The 17,918-nt window shown below is 33.1% G+C and carries 18 protein-coding genes; 6 read left to right on the top strand and 12 right to left on the bottom strand.

Going from position 1 to position 17,918, the window contains the following annotated elements:
• The first annotated feature begins 189 nt into the window (after positions 1–189).
• From HCO57_RS01860 to HCO57_RS01840, 5 genes are read left to right on the top strand one after another with little or no spacing between them, the layout of a single operon-like run.
• Positions 190–2,394 carry a DEAD/DEAH box helicase family protein gene (locus HCO57_RS01860; protein WP_167987589.1) on the top strand — a complete coding sequence of 735 codons (2,205 nt, stop codon included), beginning with the start codon at positions 190–192 and terminating at the stop codon, positions 2,392–2,394.
• 1 nt (position 2,395) lies between these two features.
• Positions 2,396–2,611 (top strand): hypothetical protein, encoded by a 216-nt coding sequence (locus HCO57_RS01855; RefSeq protein WP_167987588.1) that lies wholly within the window; start codon positions 2,396–2,398, stop codon positions 2,609–2,611.
• 2 nt (positions 2,612–2,613) lie between these two features.
• On the top strand, positions 2,614–4,806 hold the full coding sequence (locus HCO57_RS01850; protein WP_167987587.1) for an ATP-binding protein: 2,193 nt from the start codon (positions 2,614–2,616) through the stop codon (positions 4,804–4,806).
• A complete protein-coding gene (locus HCO57_RS01845) occupies positions 4,806–5,288 on the top strand; it encodes a hypothetical protein (RefSeq protein ID WP_167987586.1) in 483 nt (160 codons plus the stop codon). The genes HCO57_RS01850 and HCO57_RS01845 overlap by 1 nt, the downstream gene beginning before the upstream one ends.
• A complete protein-coding gene (locus HCO57_RS01840; RefSeq protein ID WP_167987585.1) occupies positions 5,281–6,057 on the top strand; it encodes a hypothetical protein in 777 nt (258 codons plus the stop codon). The genes HCO57_RS01845 and HCO57_RS01840 overlap by 8 nt, the downstream gene beginning before the upstream one ends.
• A 9-nt stretch (positions 6,058–6,066) precedes the next feature.
• Here the strand turns inward: HCO57_RS01840 and HCO57_RS01835 are convergent, their stop codons facing one another.
• Genes HCO57_RS01835 through dndC form a run of 5 tightly spaced genes read right to left on the bottom strand, consistent with a single transcriptional unit; the run spans position 6,067 to position 11,602 of the window.
• On the bottom strand, positions 6,067–6,687 hold the full coding sequence (locus tag HCO57_RS01835; RefSeq protein ID WP_167987584.1) for a hypothetical protein: 621 nt from the start codon (positions 6,685–6,687) through the stop codon (positions 6,067–6,069).
• A complete protein-coding gene (locus HCO57_RS01830; RefSeq protein WP_167987583.1) occupies positions 6,687–7,769 on the bottom strand; it encodes a DUF262 domain-containing protein in 1,083 nt (360 codons plus the stop codon). The genes HCO57_RS01835 and HCO57_RS01830 overlap by 1 nt, the downstream gene beginning before the upstream one ends.
• A gap of 8 nt (positions 7,770–7,777) precedes the next feature.
• Positions 7,778–8,173: a DndE family protein gene (locus tag HCO57_RS01825; RefSeq protein ID WP_167987582.1), complete on the bottom strand. Its 396-nt coding sequence runs from the start codon at positions 8,171–8,173 to the stop codon at positions 7,778–7,780.
• On the bottom strand, positions 8,157–10,244 hold the full coding sequence (dndD, locus tag HCO57_RS01820) for a DNA sulfur modification protein DndD (protein ID WP_167987581.1): 2,088 nt from the start codon (positions 10,242–10,244) through the stop codon (positions 8,157–8,159). Before dndD ends, HCO57_RS01825 begins: the two co-directional genes overlap by 17 nt.
• On the bottom strand, positions 10,241–11,602 hold the full coding sequence (dndC, locus tag HCO57_RS01815; RefSeq protein WP_209065952.1) for a DNA phosphorothioation system sulfurtransferase DndC: 1,362 nt from the start codon (positions 11,600–11,602) through the stop codon (positions 10,241–10,243). Before dndC ends, dndD begins: the two co-directional genes overlap by 4 nt.
• 146 nt (positions 11,603–11,748) lie before the next feature.
• Here dndC and HCO57_RS01810 point away from each other — a divergent pair, with 146 nt between their 5' ends.
• Positions 11,749–11,964 (top strand): hypothetical protein, encoded by a 216-nt coding sequence (locus HCO57_RS01810; protein WP_167987580.1) that lies wholly within the window; start codon positions 11,749–11,751, stop codon positions 11,962–11,964.
• Here the strand turns inward: HCO57_RS01810 and HCO57_RS01805 are convergent.
• The 7 genes from HCO57_RS01805 to HCO57_RS01775 form a co-directional block, all read right to left on the bottom strand.
• Positions 11,939–12,967: a DUF3871 family protein gene (locus HCO57_RS01805; RefSeq protein ID WP_167987579.1), complete on the bottom strand. Its 1,029-nt coding sequence runs from the start codon at positions 12,965–12,967 to the stop codon at positions 11,939–11,941. The two genes, HCO57_RS01810 and HCO57_RS01805, sit on opposite strands and share 26 nt — an antisense overlap.
• Positions 12,942–13,814, bottom strand: a complete 873-nt coding sequence (locus tag HCO57_RS01800) for an AAA family ATPase (RefSeq protein WP_167987578.1) — start codon at positions 13,812–13,814, stop codon at positions 12,942–12,944. Before HCO57_RS01800 ends, HCO57_RS01805 begins: the two co-directional genes overlap by 26 nt.
• Positions 13,815–13,915: 101 nt before the next feature.
• A complete protein-coding gene (locus tag HCO57_RS01795; protein ID WP_167987577.1) occupies positions 13,916–14,212 on the bottom strand; it encodes a hypothetical protein in 297 nt (98 codons plus the stop codon).
• Positions 14,209–15,423, bottom strand: a complete 1,215-nt coding sequence (locus HCO57_RS01790) for a site-specific integrase (RefSeq protein ID WP_167987576.1) — start codon at positions 15,421–15,423, stop codon at positions 14,209–14,211. Before HCO57_RS01790 ends, HCO57_RS01795 begins: the two co-directional genes overlap by 4 nt.
• An 87-nt stretch (positions 15,424–15,510) precedes the next feature.
• A complete protein-coding gene (locus HCO57_RS01785) occupies positions 15,511–16,809 on the bottom strand; it encodes a DUF3987 domain-containing protein (protein WP_167987575.1) in 1,299 nt (432 codons plus the stop codon).
• Entirely contained in the window at positions 16,799–17,572 is a 774-nt protein-coding gene (locus HCO57_RS01780) for a DUF5131 family protein (RefSeq protein ID WP_167987574.1), read from the bottom strand. The genes HCO57_RS01785 and HCO57_RS01780 overlap by 11 nt, the downstream gene beginning before the upstream one ends.
• Positions 17,565–17,846: a helix-turn-helix domain-containing protein gene (locus HCO57_RS01775; protein WP_167987573.1), complete on the bottom strand. Its 282-nt coding sequence runs from the start codon at positions 17,844–17,846 to the stop codon at positions 17,565–17,567. The genes HCO57_RS01780 and HCO57_RS01775 overlap by 8 nt, the downstream gene beginning before the upstream one ends.
• Between the last annotated feature and the right edge of the window lie 72 nt (positions 17,847–17,918).

Genomic DNA, 17,918 nt, shown 5'->3' with positions numbered 1-17,918 from the left:
CCTTGTGTTTTTAATACCTGTCGGCAAAAAAGCTATGTATCTAACTATGGGCGGGGTGTTTCCCCAGCGAACATGGGGTGGGGGTATTTCGAGGGGGTACTTCACGAAAAAACAAAGGGCATCAAAAAATTTTCCATAAAAAATTTTATATTTACTCTCCCCCTTCAGACCAATACTAAACACATATTAATGACCAAAACTTTCAGGAATACTGTGCAATTTCCTCGCACATACAAGTATAGTTCTGATTCTGAACACATTCCGCTTAAATTTTATGAAGAAGCATTTCCTATCGCACAAACAATAGATTTACTATTGGGATACTTCAGTTCAAATGCTATAAAAGTCTTATCACATAGTTTTGCTGAATTCATCTATAATGGTGGTGTAATGCGGTTAGTTACAAATCACATATACAATGAGTTAGATTTTCAAAACTTAATTAATAACATTGCCATAAGTAACGAGGATAAAGTCCTAGATATTTTTGGTGACTTAGCCCAATTAGAGAGTAACTTAAGCCCAGAAGGAAAACACTTTTTTGACTGTTTGAAATATTTACTTAGTAACAATAGACTAGTAATTGTACCTGTCAAATTTAACGGCAGCTATTTAGCACATAGAAAAAAGATGTTATTGTTTGATGGTGAGACATACATCAGTACCGAAGGAAGTATCAACTTTACATTAGCAGCCTTAGTAAAAAATTCAGAAAGTTTTCAGGTAAATGCACCGTGGACAGGTGAAGTTGCGAAAGCAATCATTGAAGAAGATAAAGATGAGTTTGATTCCATTATTAATAAAAAACATCCAAGTTACAACTATATAAAAAAAGATGAAATTGAAAGAGTTATTAACGCAATAGGTAGAGACAAAGATATAGGTGATTTACTTGATGATTCTCTGAAACTTGTGCCTAATCTTTACAGTTCCAAGGTAAAAAACATTTTAGACGAAAAGAAAAGACGTTTTAGAGATAAAGTAAATGAATTAAATTATACACCTAAATTTCCATTTGTTCAAGGACCTAGGGACTATCAAAAGGATGCATACATTGCTTGGAAAAAAAATAATTACTCCGGTGTTTTTGCCATGGCCACTGGAACAGGCAAAACAATTACGTCGTTAAATTGTTTATTAAATATATTTTCTGATGAGGGAAACTATAGAGCTATAATTCTAGTACCTTCTATAGCTCTATTAAATCAATGGGAAGAGGAAGTGAAATCCTTCAATTTTCGTAATATTTTAAAAGTTGGTGGAGGAAATAAATGGGAAAAAGACTTTGCAAATTACTGTAGTAATTACTCTTGGGGACTAAAAGATAATTTAGTAATAATTTCCACATATGGGAGCTTCACATTAGACAGGTTTCAAAATCTTTACAGAAAAATCCAATCGGAATTTCTTCTAATTGCCGATGAAGCACACAATATGGGAGCTAATAATATTAAGAGTAAACTATCCAATCTTAATGTTACTAGAAAAATTGGTTTATCAGCAACACCTAAAAGAATTTATGACCCAGAAGGAACCATGGCAATAGACCAGTTTTTTAATGATGCCCCTCCATATACTTATAATTTTAGTATGGAAAAAGCTATGGAATTTGGCTTTTTAACCGGTTATAAATATTACCCATTAATTGTCGAATTAACAGAAGAAGAATTTGAAGAGTATTCTGCTATTTCCAAACGCTTATTAAAATATTTTGACTTTAAGAACGGGGTTTTTAAAGATGACCCTATGGTGGAAATTCTATTGTTGAAAAGAAAGAATATTATACATAAGGCTCATAATAAAATTAACTTATTTAGTTCTATAGTTGAAGAATTAAAGAAGACTAATAAGGATAAATTTGTCTTCGCTTACATTCCAGAAGGTTACACAAATAATGAACAAGGGGAATCAACTAAAATATTAAATGAATATTTAAAAAGTGTACATAAAGATTTCCCTGAAATAAAAATGAACTCCTATACTTCTGAAGACCAAGATTTAAATGATATACTGAAAGGTTTTGAAGATGGAAAGATAGAAATATTATTTGCAATGAAAATGTTAGATGAAGGGGTTGATATTCCTAGAGCAGAAGTGGGCATTTTTGCAAGTAGCACTGGCAACCCAAGACAATTCATACAAAGAAGAGGGAGACTTTTAAGAAAGCATAAAGACAAAGTCTATTCTACAATCTATGATATGGTGGTAATTCCTAAACTAGAATCTCATACAGATGAACTCTTCAGTATCGAAAAAAGCTTGGTGCGTAATGAATTAAATAGAGTTGCTTACTTTTCAAGCTTGTCAATGAATTTTTATGATTCTAAAGTGACACTACTTAATGTTTGTAGAAAATACAACCTAGATTTAGATACCATAATTAACGATTTATAATATGGAAAGAAATGACATACTAAAGGAAATTCTATCAGACCCTGGTTTGATGGAAAAATATGATATCAAGGCAAACGACCTTGAGGGGTTAAGTACGAACGCGCCATACTCTAAGAAAATTATTGAAGTTCTATCTGTTATTATAAATGAAAACGATAATCATTTGAACAGCTCAATGATTTACAAAAAGATTAAAAAAGTACATAACATAGGATAATAATGGCGTCAATAATAAATAGTATTTCATTCAAAAACTTCTTTAACTACTATGGTGATTATGACACTACAAGGTATGAATTTGAGGAAGGAGTTAATATTGTAGTAGCAGACAATGGTGCAGGTAAATCAAAATTTTTTAATGCCTTCTTATGGCTATTTTATGATACTGTACTTAATTCAGATGATAAAAGAACATACCCTGTAAAAGACTTTGCTGTTAAGATAATATCAGACAGGGCTAAAAATGAGACATCAATTGGTGATTCTGTCGAAACTGGTATTAAAATAGAGTACTCTACTGGTAGATATAAATTTCAGATTGTTAAATCATTTGTAGCTACTAGGATTGGAGAAAAATTATCTGATTTTGATAGTTGGCAAATCACCCTAAACGATGTTGAAGTTGATAAAACAGACCATGTATTACCAAAATATAAGCCTATCTATGATGCTGAAGAAAAACATAGAGTAATAAACCAACTTATACTTCCTACTTTAAGGCAATATTCTTTCTTCCAAGGAGAAGAAGTTGATAAAATGATAGATTTTACAAAGAAGTCTAGTATAGAAGATGCGGTAAGAACTCTCACCAATATTAGTAAATACGAAGATATTGCAAAAATTGTACAGGACATTTCAACTAAAGCCTATAATGACTTAAACAAGCAGACCAAATCTACTAGTGACCATAATGATAGACTAGATAGCGCTATTGAATTAAAAAAATCCCTTGAAAGCCAATTAGAGCAAGAGGTTGAGAAACTGAATATTCAAAAAGAACTTTATGAGAATGCTGAACAAGAGAAAAATGACCTAGAGCAAAACTTTGCAAATGCTGAAAAGAGAAAAGAATTAGATGATAAAATTTCTCAAAAAAGTAGAGTATTAAGAAATGTAAAAGAAGATTATGATAAATTTCTAGAGGGAATTAATAGTAGGTTTTTTGATGGTGGGTTTTCTTGGATTTCTTTAGGATTTGAGCAATCTGTGGTTGACTTTAAAGATAAGATAAAAGACTTTAGGCAAAAAAGGTATGAGAAAAGGGCATTGTTGAATGCTACAGAAAATCCAAATGATTACTTCACTATTCTTCCATCAGATTCACCAGATGCAGTGACATTGCAACAAATGATAGAAAGTGAACATTGTCATGTTTGCAATAGACCTGCTGAAAAAGGTTCTGATGCACATAATTATCTTTTAAAATTAAAGAATAGACCTAATGAAGCTGACTCAAAAAAGGATTTTGTTAAGAATGATTTAGAAGATTTTTTTGGAAACCTACAAATTAATGCGTCACCGTTTCTAAACAAATTTGAAGCTATACCTCAAAGTGTTTTAAGAACACGAGAAAAAGAACTAGAATTAAAGAAGAAATTAGATAAACTCAATTCAGAGTTAAAGACTCTAAAAGCGCGTAGAAAGGATATTCTAATTGCTGGGACAGAATCTGAAGGTGCTGATAATGCTTCAGTCATTATTAATCAATATAAAGGTTCTATAAGAAGAATGGAACAAGCCTCAAATAGAATCACGAGGTTAAAAAATTCAATAACAGAACTTGAAACTAAAATTAAAAATACAGGTAAAGAAATTGAGAGTTTAAGACCTAAAGATATTCCTGAAGGTTTCACTATAAGCTATGAAATTAGTCAAGATTTAGTTGAAGCAACTAATAAGGCTCAAGATAGAGTATTTGATAAAATGGTAAGTCTATTAGAAAGTCACGCTAATGAACACTTTGAAAGTCTTATCAAGTATAATGATATAAAAGGTGGTGTTTTAAGCTTTGAAAAAACACCTTCTGGTGGTATTTCATTAGATTATATAGATGAGTTAGGGAATGATGTATCTGGAGCTTCTGAAGGCTTCCAGAGAATGAAAAAGTTTGCAGTAGTTATGGCTATTATTTCTGCCAATACTTCTCAATATAATTATCCTCTATTAGCAGATGCACCATTATCTGCATTTGGAAAAGCCTTTAATAAAGGTTTCTTTGAGGCTATACCAGATGTATTCCCACAGAGTATAATTCTTGTTAAAGATTTATATGATAAAGACCTAGATGGCAAACTAACAGATTTAGGGCAAAAGCTACTTGAAAGTAGTACCATTAAAACCTTATATCTAAATGAAGTAGATGAGGAATTACCACAGATAGAAAGAACTACTAAAATTGAAAGAAGAAAATAATGAATAGTCAAGAGTTTAGAAACAACTTACTTCTTAAAAGACCTAGATACGCAGTTAGTAGAATACCTGTGTTAGATGCCTTTTCTGAAAAAGGAAGCAAAAGTGCTGATTATAGCAGATTTGGACCTTATTATGAAATTTATATTTATGCTATGATGCTGGGTATAAAGAAAAATCAAAGATTACCATTACCTCCTAGAGACCTTACTAAAGATTTTATAGAAATGGGTAAATGGAAAAGGGATTCTTCTCTTATAGATTTTCTATTAATGGTAATTTTCACTCAAACAGATGACCTACAGATTGACTGGAATGAGCTTGAGGATATGGAGCAAGAAGACCTAAATAAAGTAATTTCTAGAGTAGTTAATTTAATTGAAGAATATGCTAATGGTGGTTTGGCATACCTTGAAGAATTATGGGAAAATGGCAATCTTGACAATTCCCATTATATGTTTATTGATTTATATAAGAATGCTTGAATACGATAAGTTCAAATGTGTTCAAGAGCATAGTGCTGATTTAGCTTTAATTATAAATCAATTGGGATATGAGGATGTCCATAATTGGCTAATGATAGCATCTGGAATTAAAAGTGTAGACTTTAACTGGAATAGATTTGATAAAACTGGAGCAGGTTGGTGTAGACCTGCTTATGAATATGATGTTGCTAAAAGCAAAATCACTCAACTCTACTTAAATGAATTAACTGTATTCAATTATATATGGGGTGGGTTTGAAAGCTTACTCTCAAAGATGTATTCTAAAAGTCAAATCAAAAAGAAAGGAAAAGTGAATCTTTGTGTTGAAAAGTTTGAAGATTTGAAAAAGTTTCCTGTTTTAAAATATGAGGTACTAAAAAAACAGTTTTTTGCCTTATTTAAAAGTTCTTTAGAGAAGAAATTAATTGAATACAAAAAAGACATTCCAAAAGAGGAAATAAGAATAATTTATAACATAAGAAATAAATTTGCACATGGTGACCTTGAATTCCCTGAAGATATGGAATACAACGGTAATTTGATTTACCCTACTAATTTAATCAAGCTTATAAACTATAGCTCCAGAGTTGTTATTTGTCACATTCAAAGCTTAATTTTCTTATCTAACAGAAACAATACTGTTTATTCTTATTTAAGTGAATTATTTACAAATGTGGATATTGATGATTATGGAGATGATTTATTTCAGGTTGATTTCATATTACCCAGATTACATTTAAAAGAAATAGATAAAAATGAAATCCCCTAAGAGGCTAAATCATCTGAAATTACAAAAAGAATTTGCTATTGAATTAAGCTCAATTAAGTATACTTCAAACATAGTTTGATTTGGGTTGTTCAATGTTTGTAGAAATTGAGATGGTGTTTTGATAGATATCAATGCTGGATGATTATCTTCAAGAAATTTTTTGAATTTTTTATTAGCAGTAATACTGTTATGAGCAATAGCATTCCTCAATATAAAAACTTGATTCAAAATATCTTTTTGAGAACTACTTAAAACTGCAAAGGGATTTTCATCTTTGTAGAATACTTTATAGTTTTTCTTTAACTTATCAAATGGTAGTAAATCCAAGTATTTCTTTTGACCATTTAATAAAAGAAAATTTAATACAGTTTTTCTGTCTTCAAAAGCTATTTTTTGAATTTTTTTTCTCGTAGGCAAATCGTATTTTTCATACAATAAACCAATGAAAAGTTCTTCTACGAAAGATTCAAAAGAAGTAACTGTTTTTAAAAAAATGCCTTCATAAAAAGTATCTACGTCACGTTTAGCTAAATAAACATCAGACTCTCTAACTTTTTTAACTCTAGTAGCTGTTATTAGAAATTTATTGAAGTTACTTTCCAATCTATTTGATAGACTAACTGCATCCATTAAAAAAGTTGTTTATTCAAAAAACTATATACAGTCTCTCTATTCTCTTTAGCATTTGTCCCTCTAGCAAATGCATCGTAAACTTTTTCAGGAACTGAAGTTACCACCTTGTCATTTTTCCATTCATTTCTTGAACTTTCAATTAAATTTGAAGTGACTTCAAATTTCTGCTTGAAGTTTTTCTTATTAAGGGACACCTTAGTGTCTTTAATATTCTTATCAAATTCTGTCTTATATATATTGGCAAAAAGAGAGTATAAAAGAGGTGTTTTCTTAAATTCAGATTTATTAAATAAAGAACCTACTGAATCATCTAAAAAGGACATAATGTTCTTTATTCTTTTTACAATGACTTCTTTATTTGGTATTGAATCCTCTTCATCATAATCTTCATAATATTTACTTATTGAAACTGGCGTTCTTTTTTCAATCCCATTTATTGCTAGAATAAGTAAATCATTTACAAATTCAACTTCATCCATACGAGATATTTTTTTATCAGTAAAAACACCCCATTTTATCCAATAGTCATAAAATTCGTTACCTAAACTAAAAGCTAAACTTTTAAACTCTCCATAGTAACTAGCATTTCTTAACTCTTGGTCATTTAATTTGACACCTGTACTATTCATACGAGAAAAAATTTCTAAAATTTCTCTGTTTGTTACAGTAGATGGAAGAACATGTACAAAAAACTCATAGTCAAGTATGGTTTGTTTTGCTTCATCTGGAAGACTATTAAAATCTTTACCTCCATATTTTTTATTATGAGTTTTACTTAATTTGAATTCTTCATTTTTATCAAACTCATTTAAAACATATGAGATAACAGTTCTCAATCTTTGCTGTCCATCTACAACTTCTTTTTGAGGTATATAACTTTTTAAATTAGTCTTAACATCCCTTAATATTATAACAGGAATTGGTAATCCTTTAATTATAGTATCTATTAGGTATGATTTAGATTTGGAATTCCAAACTGACCTTCTTTGAAAATTAGGATTAAGAATTAATGAATCTGTCTTAAACCAACCTACAAAATCACTTACCTTAAAAGTGGTTCTCTGTATATTATAACTCATATTCGTTTTTATATTATTTTATTAAGGCTAGTTTCAATTTTTCTAGCTAAAAAATCAAACCCATCTATATTACTATTGGAGTTAATCTCATCATTTAAAAGCTGCAATCCATCATCAATATGGAGCTTTACATATTTTCCTAAATCTTTATCAGAAATATGAATGTTATAATGTAAAGCTACCATACCTAGATAGTAGTCTAAATAATCCCCAAATAGCACTGACCTACTATATTCCTTACCACTTGAATTTTGAATATCTTTAATATTCAACTTTTTATCTTGTGATAAAGAATAGGTTAATGCTATTCTGGAAATTATATTTTCTGTACCCAAATTAAGCTTACGTGTTAGTTGAGCAACTACATCTCTATTCTCTTTACTTGTTCTAATATGTGTAAACATCTTTTTCTTTTTTAAACTCTTTAAACAAACTATTTACAGGTAAAGCTTTTAATGTTGAAGCTCCTAACTTATTCTGTATTAAAAAGGTCTTGCTTAAGTTTGGCTTAAGCAGTTCATACTCTTTTTCAGACAGCTCTTTTTCTAATAATGGGAAAAGCACCACTTGTTCAGAAATAGATGGGTAAAACTCTTGTATGATATTTTTAGAGTGAAACTTATCAAACTTCTGCAATGGGCTATCTATAAATACTGGAAACCTAATACCTGATTCATCAACCAATGCCTTAAGTAATGCTGTAGCATATAGCTGTTGCTCTCCTTTAGATAGGGAATCTTTATCAATGATATTATTATCCTTGTCCAGTAAATCTATATCCATTACATCATCTACAATATTTACTTTTACATTGGTAATAAAGTCCTTCTTATGCATAAGCTTACTTAACCCAAGTGATACAGATTTTTGAAGAGAGTATTTCTTCTCCTCTTTAATCTTAACAATTAGACTATTTATTTTGTCTAGTAAAACTTTAGTGACCTCATACTTCTTTTTATCAGTCTCAACAAGATTGAAGTTTTTCTCATATTCAACTCGTACTTTCTTGTGAGATGTAAGTTTTAATTTCAAAGCACCTAGCTCTTCATTTAGTTCATCCTTTTCTTTAAGAAACTTATTAATTGAAGTATCAGTTTCAGTTTTTTCATCTCTGAATTGTCTAGCTAAATGATTGTCTTTACGCGCCTCAGCTTGTTTTATCTTATTTATAGTTCTACTTAACAAAGCTCTATTAGTGCGTTCCTCTTTAACTATAGCATTAAATTGACTTAAGAAAGTACTTTTGATGTTATTCAAAATAGCCTCAAACTCTCTGTATCTTTCTTCTGAAAATTCTAATAACACCTTACCAGATACATCACTTTTACTAGAGTTTAACTTCTCTTCCAGAGAATTTTCAATAGTCTTTTTTACTTTAGAATCAATTGCTTTTTCTAAATCTAAAGCCTTTAAACTTTTTAATATGCTATTAGAAAATGCTTCTAATTCCTTTGATAATAGCTTGTCATTTAAAGCACCATATAAAACATTACTTTCTGAATCTAACTGCTCTTTAAGCTTATTCAAGTGTTTACCAGCAATAACTAAAGGTGTCAAATCCAAAAGCTTCTTTAAGCTATTTTTAATTTGAATAGACTCTTGTTTTAAATCATCTCTACGAAATTTTAACTCCTTTAATTCATCTAAAGTAATTGAGTTTCCTTCTCTAATTAATTTTTCTTGAAGGCTATCACTTTTTGATTTAAGTATAGTAACTTGTTTATCAATATCAAGCTGTTTATCTTGATTATGGCTTATAGTCTTCTCTAATTCACTTTCTTCATCTAGTAGTTGGGTGAGCTTTTCTTGTTGTAATTCAGAAACTCCTCTTCTCTTTAATTTAACTAACAAAGATTCAAGGTTTTTCTTTAGCTCTTCATACTTCTTAATACCTAAAACTTCAGAATAAGCTTTACTTAAACTACGCAATTCACTTTTAGATTTAGCCTCTGCAAGTGATACTATTTTTTCTGCATCAAAGAAGAAAAATTTAGCTATTTCTCTAGGTAAAATAAAGTCATTTATAAATACCTCGTAACCTACAGATTTTGTAAGTTCATTTTCATCTCCATCAATCAGAATAGTTACTATTTCCTCTGAAGTAGAAAAATCATATTTCCGTTTTATAATAACTGTTTTACATGGTATAGATGGTATAAGTAAATCTTCAAGCTCAATTTCTACAGATATCTTTTTGTCATCCGTTTCCTCTTTCAAAAGATCCCTATTCAGTAGTGAATTGACATATGCCTCATAACCACCAGAATTTCTAATATCTTGTTTGTACTTGTCTTCTACTTGAGACATCAATTTACCATAGAAACACCATATTAAAGAAGTTAAAAATGTAGTTTTCCCAAAACCATTCTTACCAGCAATAAGACTAATATTCTTGTCTTTTTTAGGGCTTAAATCTATTTCATTAAGTCCCTTATATATTCTAAAGTTTTCTAACGTTATTCTATCAATTCTCATTGTTCAATTTCTTTCACAAAGCTTTCTATTCTATTCTCTACATCATTGTGTAAACCATATTTAGATAGCATAAGTGTTTTGGTTTCTTGTAGCGTAATTAAGTTATCTATAAGATGATAGTAAGACATATCCTCAACGCATATTTCTCTCAATATTCTTTTCTCTGTATCATCTAGAGACTTAATATTATTTGTGCTAATTTCTTTGTTGTATACTTCTCTGTAAGCATTACCTACATTGTAGTCAAATATCATATCTCTATTCCAAACCACTTGTATTGCTATAAGCTCTTGGTTAGTAATAAGCGTAACATGAGGTCTTTCTTCTTGTACGTCCCTTTGAATTTGAAGAAGTTCTTTTAGTAGCCTATGCCTATACTCTGGGGTATAATTACCTTGATTATGTCCATCTTCCGTAACAGCCCTTTGTCCATTTCTTCTGGTAGCCATTCTGTTTTCACTAACATTTCTATCTTCCACCAGATTATCTCTAAAGTCCAACAAAGGTTTCATCCAATGTTGTCCATTGTCTATTAACGCAGACATAGACTTGTCCTTCTTAACTACAGTACAAGTCCAACAACCAAATCTACTTTGTCCACAAGAAGAGTGCTCCTTGTTCGTTACTACCGTAGGACATTCATAATCATCTGCACTTGCATCTGCATAAATTTGAAAAAGTATGGAGTTGTCAAATCCCCAAGGTGATGAAACTGCATTGATGATATACCAAACTTCTTCAAGCATTAATTCCTTAATTGGGGCATAAACATATGTATTAGCAGTGGTATTATGTTTTGATAGCCTATTGCCCTTTACTTCATGCTTCCGCATTGACCTTTCTCTTGTAGCGCTTTCTTCGTATCTGGTTCCAAGTAAAACAATTGCTTCTCCTTTTTCATCTATTTGCTCCAAGAGAAAGTTAGAAGTTGGTCTAATCTTTAATTTATCCGTACACCATCTAAATGTATTATTTGGAACAGGATACCCTTTACCAAGTACATTAATCCAAAATGATTCTTCTAAATTTGGAACAGTTTTCTTTACAATAATTGGCAACCCTTGATCTCTAGCAGCAGTTTCTATTTTTAACAACACATCTTCTACATAACTACTAATTATAGGGTTTTCAACCATCGTGTCATTACAAACCACATACACAGGTCTTCTTAACTGGTATGGATAAGGCATTTCTTCCTTTATCCTAGTTAAAGCTTCCCACACTAAAGTGAGCAACACAGTTGAATCTTTTCCACCACTAAATCCAATTATCCACGGTCTTTCTGATTTATCTGCATATGCATATTGGTCAATAAGCTCATTAACAATGGATTCTATTTTCTTATTCTTAATCTTCATAGTAGTAGTTATAACTTGTCCAAGTTAAAGAGTTCTAGGACTCAAAACAATTAAGTTAGACAATTGTTATTCAATAAATTTTAACAATAGAGGTAAGACCTCTCAAGGTGTAAGCTATTGTGATTTTTTTAGACTAACGCCCAAGTATGAGTCATGATAATAATTCAAATTGGGTATCTAGCAAAGAAGCGCAGAGGCATTTTAAAATTAAAGGATGTGATTTAATGCATCATAGAGTTTCAGGAAAACTTACATTCCAAAAGAAAGGAAATACATATTTATACTTGGTAGCTGATTTAGATAAATTAAAAAGCCCCTTTAAAGAAGGGGCTTCCCTCAACTCAAAAACCAAGAGTAGTTAGAATCACCACTTATGGCATCTTTAAGTCCACATGCAAAGCTGAAAGCATTGCTGTTTCTATCCAAGAACGTATCTATGTAAGATGACTTGTTTGCTGAGGTAAACAAATTGAAGACATTCCAAAGATTGACATTGCCTTCTTGGTCCCTGCAAAAAGATTTATCCATATAGTAATCCTTGGCAATAGAGCTTATTTGTCCATCGTTCAACAACAACTCAGGAAGCCCCTGCCGAGTACCCTTAGGCAAATAACCATACAACCTACACTTCCCTATCAGTTGTGCGAAATCGGACTCTGAGAGACCGTATTTGGGGAGCTCTTGCATCGCGACAAGGTGTTGCTCCATTCGGTATGAGTTAAGCAATTCTACCATGCTTTTCTGAAGTTCATTCAAACTACCTACCCGCATATCCGACATAAACCCATCCGTTGAAACGCAAAGATTACAACACACCATATTTTGAAACCCCACAAAGAACTTAAAACGTTCAAAGCTCTTCTTGGTGTACAAATTTTCATGGTTGTACGCCCTAACGCCACCAACTATCAAGGAGAGACTATTCCCGTTAACCGTCTCTACCACGGACGGAATACGGATGATGAACGCCATCCGCTCAAAATACTGTGTACGTTCGTGGTCCAGTAGCTCCTTGGCAGGCTTATGTATGGCATCTGGGGTTCTCCCTTTTATTTGATGGCTTACCCTAATTTCAGGTTCTAGAATCGTATGCTGTGAATACATCGATGCTACGCTTTCCTGCGCCGCTTCAATAAACTCTTGGTGCGCTATGGTTTTCTCATTGTCCTTGGAGAAGACAGGTATAATACAATCCGTGCCCAGCTCCAACAATTCTATTTCCTGCGTGTTGGCTTCTATAAAAGGCTTTTGTTCAAATTGTAACTCGTCGGTAGGTACCTTTGCCCGTTCTAACCCCACCACTTGTGGCGAATGTTTTAGGGTTGGTTGAGTGGTACGTCTATTGGTTGTTGACACTAGTTCCATTGCTGCTAAAGTTTTTAGGGTTAATCAATTCTTCTAATTGGGCTTTCTTCCGCTGGAATTGCGCATGGTGCGACTGCTGAAAGTTGGGGTGCTTTTTATACAAGTCCATCAACTCCGACACGGACAGGCATTCATTAATGCGCTTATCTATGGTTATTTCGGGTAAAGGTACCACCCGACACCATTGCAATAGCTTTTTACCCGTTGCCGAATTAATGACAAATTCGGGTTTCCCATTGAACAGCCCAGTACGGTCTTTTGATACCTTTGCAAGGTGTTGGTCATTTATCAACTCAAAGTTGACGGTCAACTCATACTCAAAACCCTCACGTGTGATTTCTTTTGTTCCGTGCTTCACCACTTTTGCCCTGCCGTTGCTCCCAACATCCAACGAGTAGTCTATCTTTCTTCTTGTAGTTGTGATAACATGGCATTTTGAAGCAAGTATTTTGTCTATGAATGCTTGATGCCTAGGGGTAACCTTAGCCCAATCTTGGAACCTACCTCCTAACTGCTCATGAATTTGTAAACAACCACCTGTGCCATTCCACTCATGTGTTATGGAATCGATGATAACGACTTCCATACCAGCATTTTCACAAACGCCTATGGCTTCAATGTATCGTTCGGGACTATAAGGATGGGAAAGGTCCAGCACGTTGAATCCACCAAGGTGTGAGTACAATGAAACGGACGAGTTTTCAGTATCCACCACTCCTATTTTAGACCAATCTCCCGTAAGCCCATAAGCGAGCTGTAAGGCACTAAATGTTTTGCCAAACCCACTGGGTCCAGAAATTCCCAAACGTAACTTTACGTTCTCTCTTTTACTTTGTCTTAATTGCATAATATTTCATTTTAGTTAATACTTGATTTTTCATTTTCGGATATAAAAAAAGGCCAACCCGTTTTAAGGCTAGCCTTTGTTATTATTACAGTTTTTCTAATTTAATGAAGATAGTTCTGCCCAGCGTTTGCTCTCCACCTTTCTAAAATACGCTCAACACCTTTTTCATAGAAGTAGGTTTTGTAGCTTCCGTTACTATTCTTGTAGGACTTACAAAAGCCACCCTTTAACCATGAACTATTAGCATAGCCATTAACGTTAATTATACCAAAGTGAGTTAAGAATCCCCACATTGTTTCTCGGTTTTCATTAACCTTTTTACCTATTTGTTCTATGTTATACAGTTTTGGCAGTTTTACCTCGTCTGTTATTCCACTTCCAAAAGTTATTTTTTTCATAATTCTAATAATTTATCGTTCGCATTATCAATATCGTCGTTACTAAAACTCTTTAAATAATTCATAGTTACTTGCAGGTTTGCGTGCCCCATAGATTCAGAAATCTTGTCTGTCGACACATTTTTTTCTTTCAGAAATGTTGCATAGGAATGCCTAGCTACGTAACTGGTAATACTTGTTTGTATACCTTGAATTTTAGCTATTTCTTTTAAGTCCCTGTTGAACTTCTTCAACGTTTTGTCCTTCCTGTACTCTATCTGCATAGCTGTCATGTTTTCCTTCAAAAGTAAAGGAAACACATAGTTTGTATTGGAAGGCAAAGACCGATAATAGTCAAGAATAGTTTGGACCGGTTCAAGAATTTTAATAACAAAACGTTTTCCTGTTTTCGACCTAGTGTAGACTATTCGGTCATTGCGTACATCTGTCCATCTTAACTTTAGCATATCCATGAAGTTCATACCCCTAGTGTAGAAGCTAAAAAGAAAATAGTTTTTGGCATCGATTAGATGCGGGTTCTCTTCCGTATTCAGTTCTTTGAATAAAGAAAGTTCGTCCAAGCTCAAAGCTCTCTTCTCTGGAGCACTCTTTAGTTTGGAAATCTTATAGGTCTTAAACGGATAATGTTCAATAGAAACTACTTCTTTATTTATTGCACTATTAAACAGAGCCCTGATGGTCCGCATTTTCAAGGAGATACCGCCATTAGTGTTATTCTTAGAACGTAGATAGGTTTCATACTTATCCAACATTTTGGTATCTAATTCCTTGAAACCGATGCCCTTGTCATTATTGAACTTGAAAAACGAATTTTTGACATCCCTATATGCTCTAGCATTACCTGCTTTACCGGCTATCTCAAGGTCTTTAACTTTCTCTTCCCAAAAGGAATAAATCGTAACGCTAGATGTCTCCTCTTGAGGCCTAAATTGCTGTTCAAACTCTCTAAGGGTAAAGTCTTCTCCTGCTGCTTGAAATTCACGTATTACCCTTAGTGCTCTGGCCTGCATGTTTAGTAAAACCTCGTTTTCAACTTGATAGTTTGGATGGTTCTTTGTAAACATTCCATTATTAAAATTGGCTCTATTACATTTTAGCCCAAGGCTAATCATCTTGCGTTTTCGGTTTTTAAGAACTCTGAGACAAACTGCATAACTACCATCCGACCTTGCCTTATTGTCGAGAACAATTTTTATAGTTGCTTTTATCATAATGAAATTTTTTAAAAACTGCCCCAAAGAAGTATAGGGCAGCTTGAATTGAAACTGCAGAAACTGCAGTAATTACATCTTTACATATTAGTTGACAGTGCGTTTATAAACACCCTGTTTTATCCTCTTTACCGCCTTCTTTTTACGCCATTGGACTAATTTGTCATCAACAGTTCTTTGAGGAATTCCCAACTGCTTGCCGTACTCTACTGCTCTTTGTCTAGTAAACTGAACTCCTAATCCAAATAAAAAATCATCATCAGCTTTGGACAATCCACCATCATCGATGGTATTGTGTACAATAAGTGCATGTTTAAGAACTTTCAACGATATGTTGAGCCCACAGTCAAAATCTTCATCAGTACAAGTCCAGCTTGTTTGGCTGAAGTCTTGTTCCCGTAAGGCAGTTAAAATCATACACAACCTAAATAGAATTACTCCATGCCTGTTAAGATTGGGTAAGAAAGAAGCTGAATGATTTTCCACCACATCTTTATGTATGAAAGAGAATTTCTCTAACATTCGTTCTTGCTGTAGGGTGGTTAACACCACCTCTATGGGGTTCTCAAGACTGAATAACTGGTCGTATTTATACAAGATGTTTTGAGAAGCTTCATTAAACGCTTGCTTGTAGTTTCTTGAGCTGCTTGCAAAAACGTTTTTAAACTCTTGAATTTCATCAAAGGTGTACAATAAAAACCTAGAGAACAATCCGTTTCCTTTAGATTGGACCACGGGTTTTAATTGGTCTGGAGTACCACTCATAACCAATGATAGCTTTGGCTCTCTTACGTCAATATATGTTCGGTCAATTTTACGACTTAATGATATAGGCTCGTGATGGAACGCTTTTCTAAGTACGTCTGAATAGTTACTCCAGTCATTCTTAAGCATATTGCTCATAGTATCGGCTTCACTTTCAATAATTACTATACCATGTTGGGATGCGGCCAAGAAAGAATAAAGTTCAGCTGTGCTTATGTTGGCAGGAACAATTTTGACTTCCAGAGATGGAACTTCCTTTACTTCTCCATTTCCGCTTTTACCTGCATTCTTATTGGCGGCTTCAATTGCTGCAATTTCAGCCCTACTCCTATTTAAAATCATCTGATGAATTGGTTCAATTAATATTCTTGAATAATTCATCACACCCTTTCCTGATGCTGGCGGTGCAATAATTAGTGCGTACACATTAGGGCTTACCGAATCACCATCATAGAAACCATAGATATTTGGTAAACTAGCACTTAATACACCTAGGGATGATAATAAAACAATATCGCGCTCTCTTCCGTCAAATGGCTCCGTAATAGTTTTTAAGACAGGAGGTAAACTGTCGTAAACCTCCTGTTGAATTAATTCATTTTTGATACCATTATATTCCATGATACCCTCCTTTCTCTATTGATGGATATTGTCTGATTTTAAAAACATCAGGGAATTTAGAACACCATCTTTCACCCTTACTATCACTAACTTTTAAGTCATAGTGGTGATAATAAGACCCCAATTGCTTGAAGAAAACAGGAGTCCCTGCATCCCTGAATTGATACATTAGGGAAAGGTACCATGCTAACTCAGACTTTCTAAACCTGTACTTACCTTCTAGATTTCCAGATTCACCGCCGATTACTGCCCATTCTACGGTATCTAACTCTTCTTTATTTAAATAAATTGGACCAAGCAATGGTTCAAAGGAAACCCATCTAAGCTGACATTTAATTTTTGCAAGCTCATGAATTCTATGTACTTCGTTTTGACTCTCGACAGTTGTACCTAACCATACGTGAGAATAGAGCTCTGGACTCCAGTCCTCTGGCAAACACTCTTGTATACGCTCCGGACGTTTGGTCAGTATAAGATAAGTATGCTGTGGCGTTCTTTTTATAATGTCCCAAGCTTCCTTTCTCCATTCATCAGCTTCTTTAATAAAGAAGTCGCTCATACTGCAAGTGAATATTAACCTTCCAACTTTCCAATTAAGCGGTTTATAAAAAGAACTTTTAGTTCTGTTAACTATACTGGGGTCATTACCGTCTTTGTCCAAAATTTTGTGCATGTAACAGTATTTACAAGCTCCACTCACCTTCTGACAACCCATCCACGGATTCCATGTGCTGTCTGTCCAAGTTATTCTTGACTTATCCATTGTTTTTACTTTTTAAATGGTTTAACACTTTATCTTGTAAAACTCTGGCACTAGTAGACTCGTTTTGTAACATCCATTTATCTAAGTCAGACTTCCTGAAGTATATTTTACCGCCATTAGGCTTGGTAAATTCAATTGCCTTTTTTGAAGTTAACTTGTAAAGGAAGGACTGTGATACGTCCATATATAAGAGTGCCTCTCTAAAACTGAGAATCTCCTTCTGGGTTACGATATGTAACCGTTCATGATTTGAATTTGTATTTTGTTTTTGCATTACCTTAATTTTATGATGTCCTGCCAGCATTCAATTTGGACATCGGATTAATGATGCAAGATTAGATGGAAA

Origin of the sequence: Croceivirga sp. JEA036 (assembly GCF_011882165.1) — a bacterium.
Classification (GTDB): domain Bacteria; phylum Bacteroidota; class Bacteroidia; order Flavobacteriales; family Flavobacteriaceae; genus Croceivirga.
Note: the sequence above shows the minus strand (reverse complement) of the source record. Positions and strands in the feature narration are given on the sequence as shown.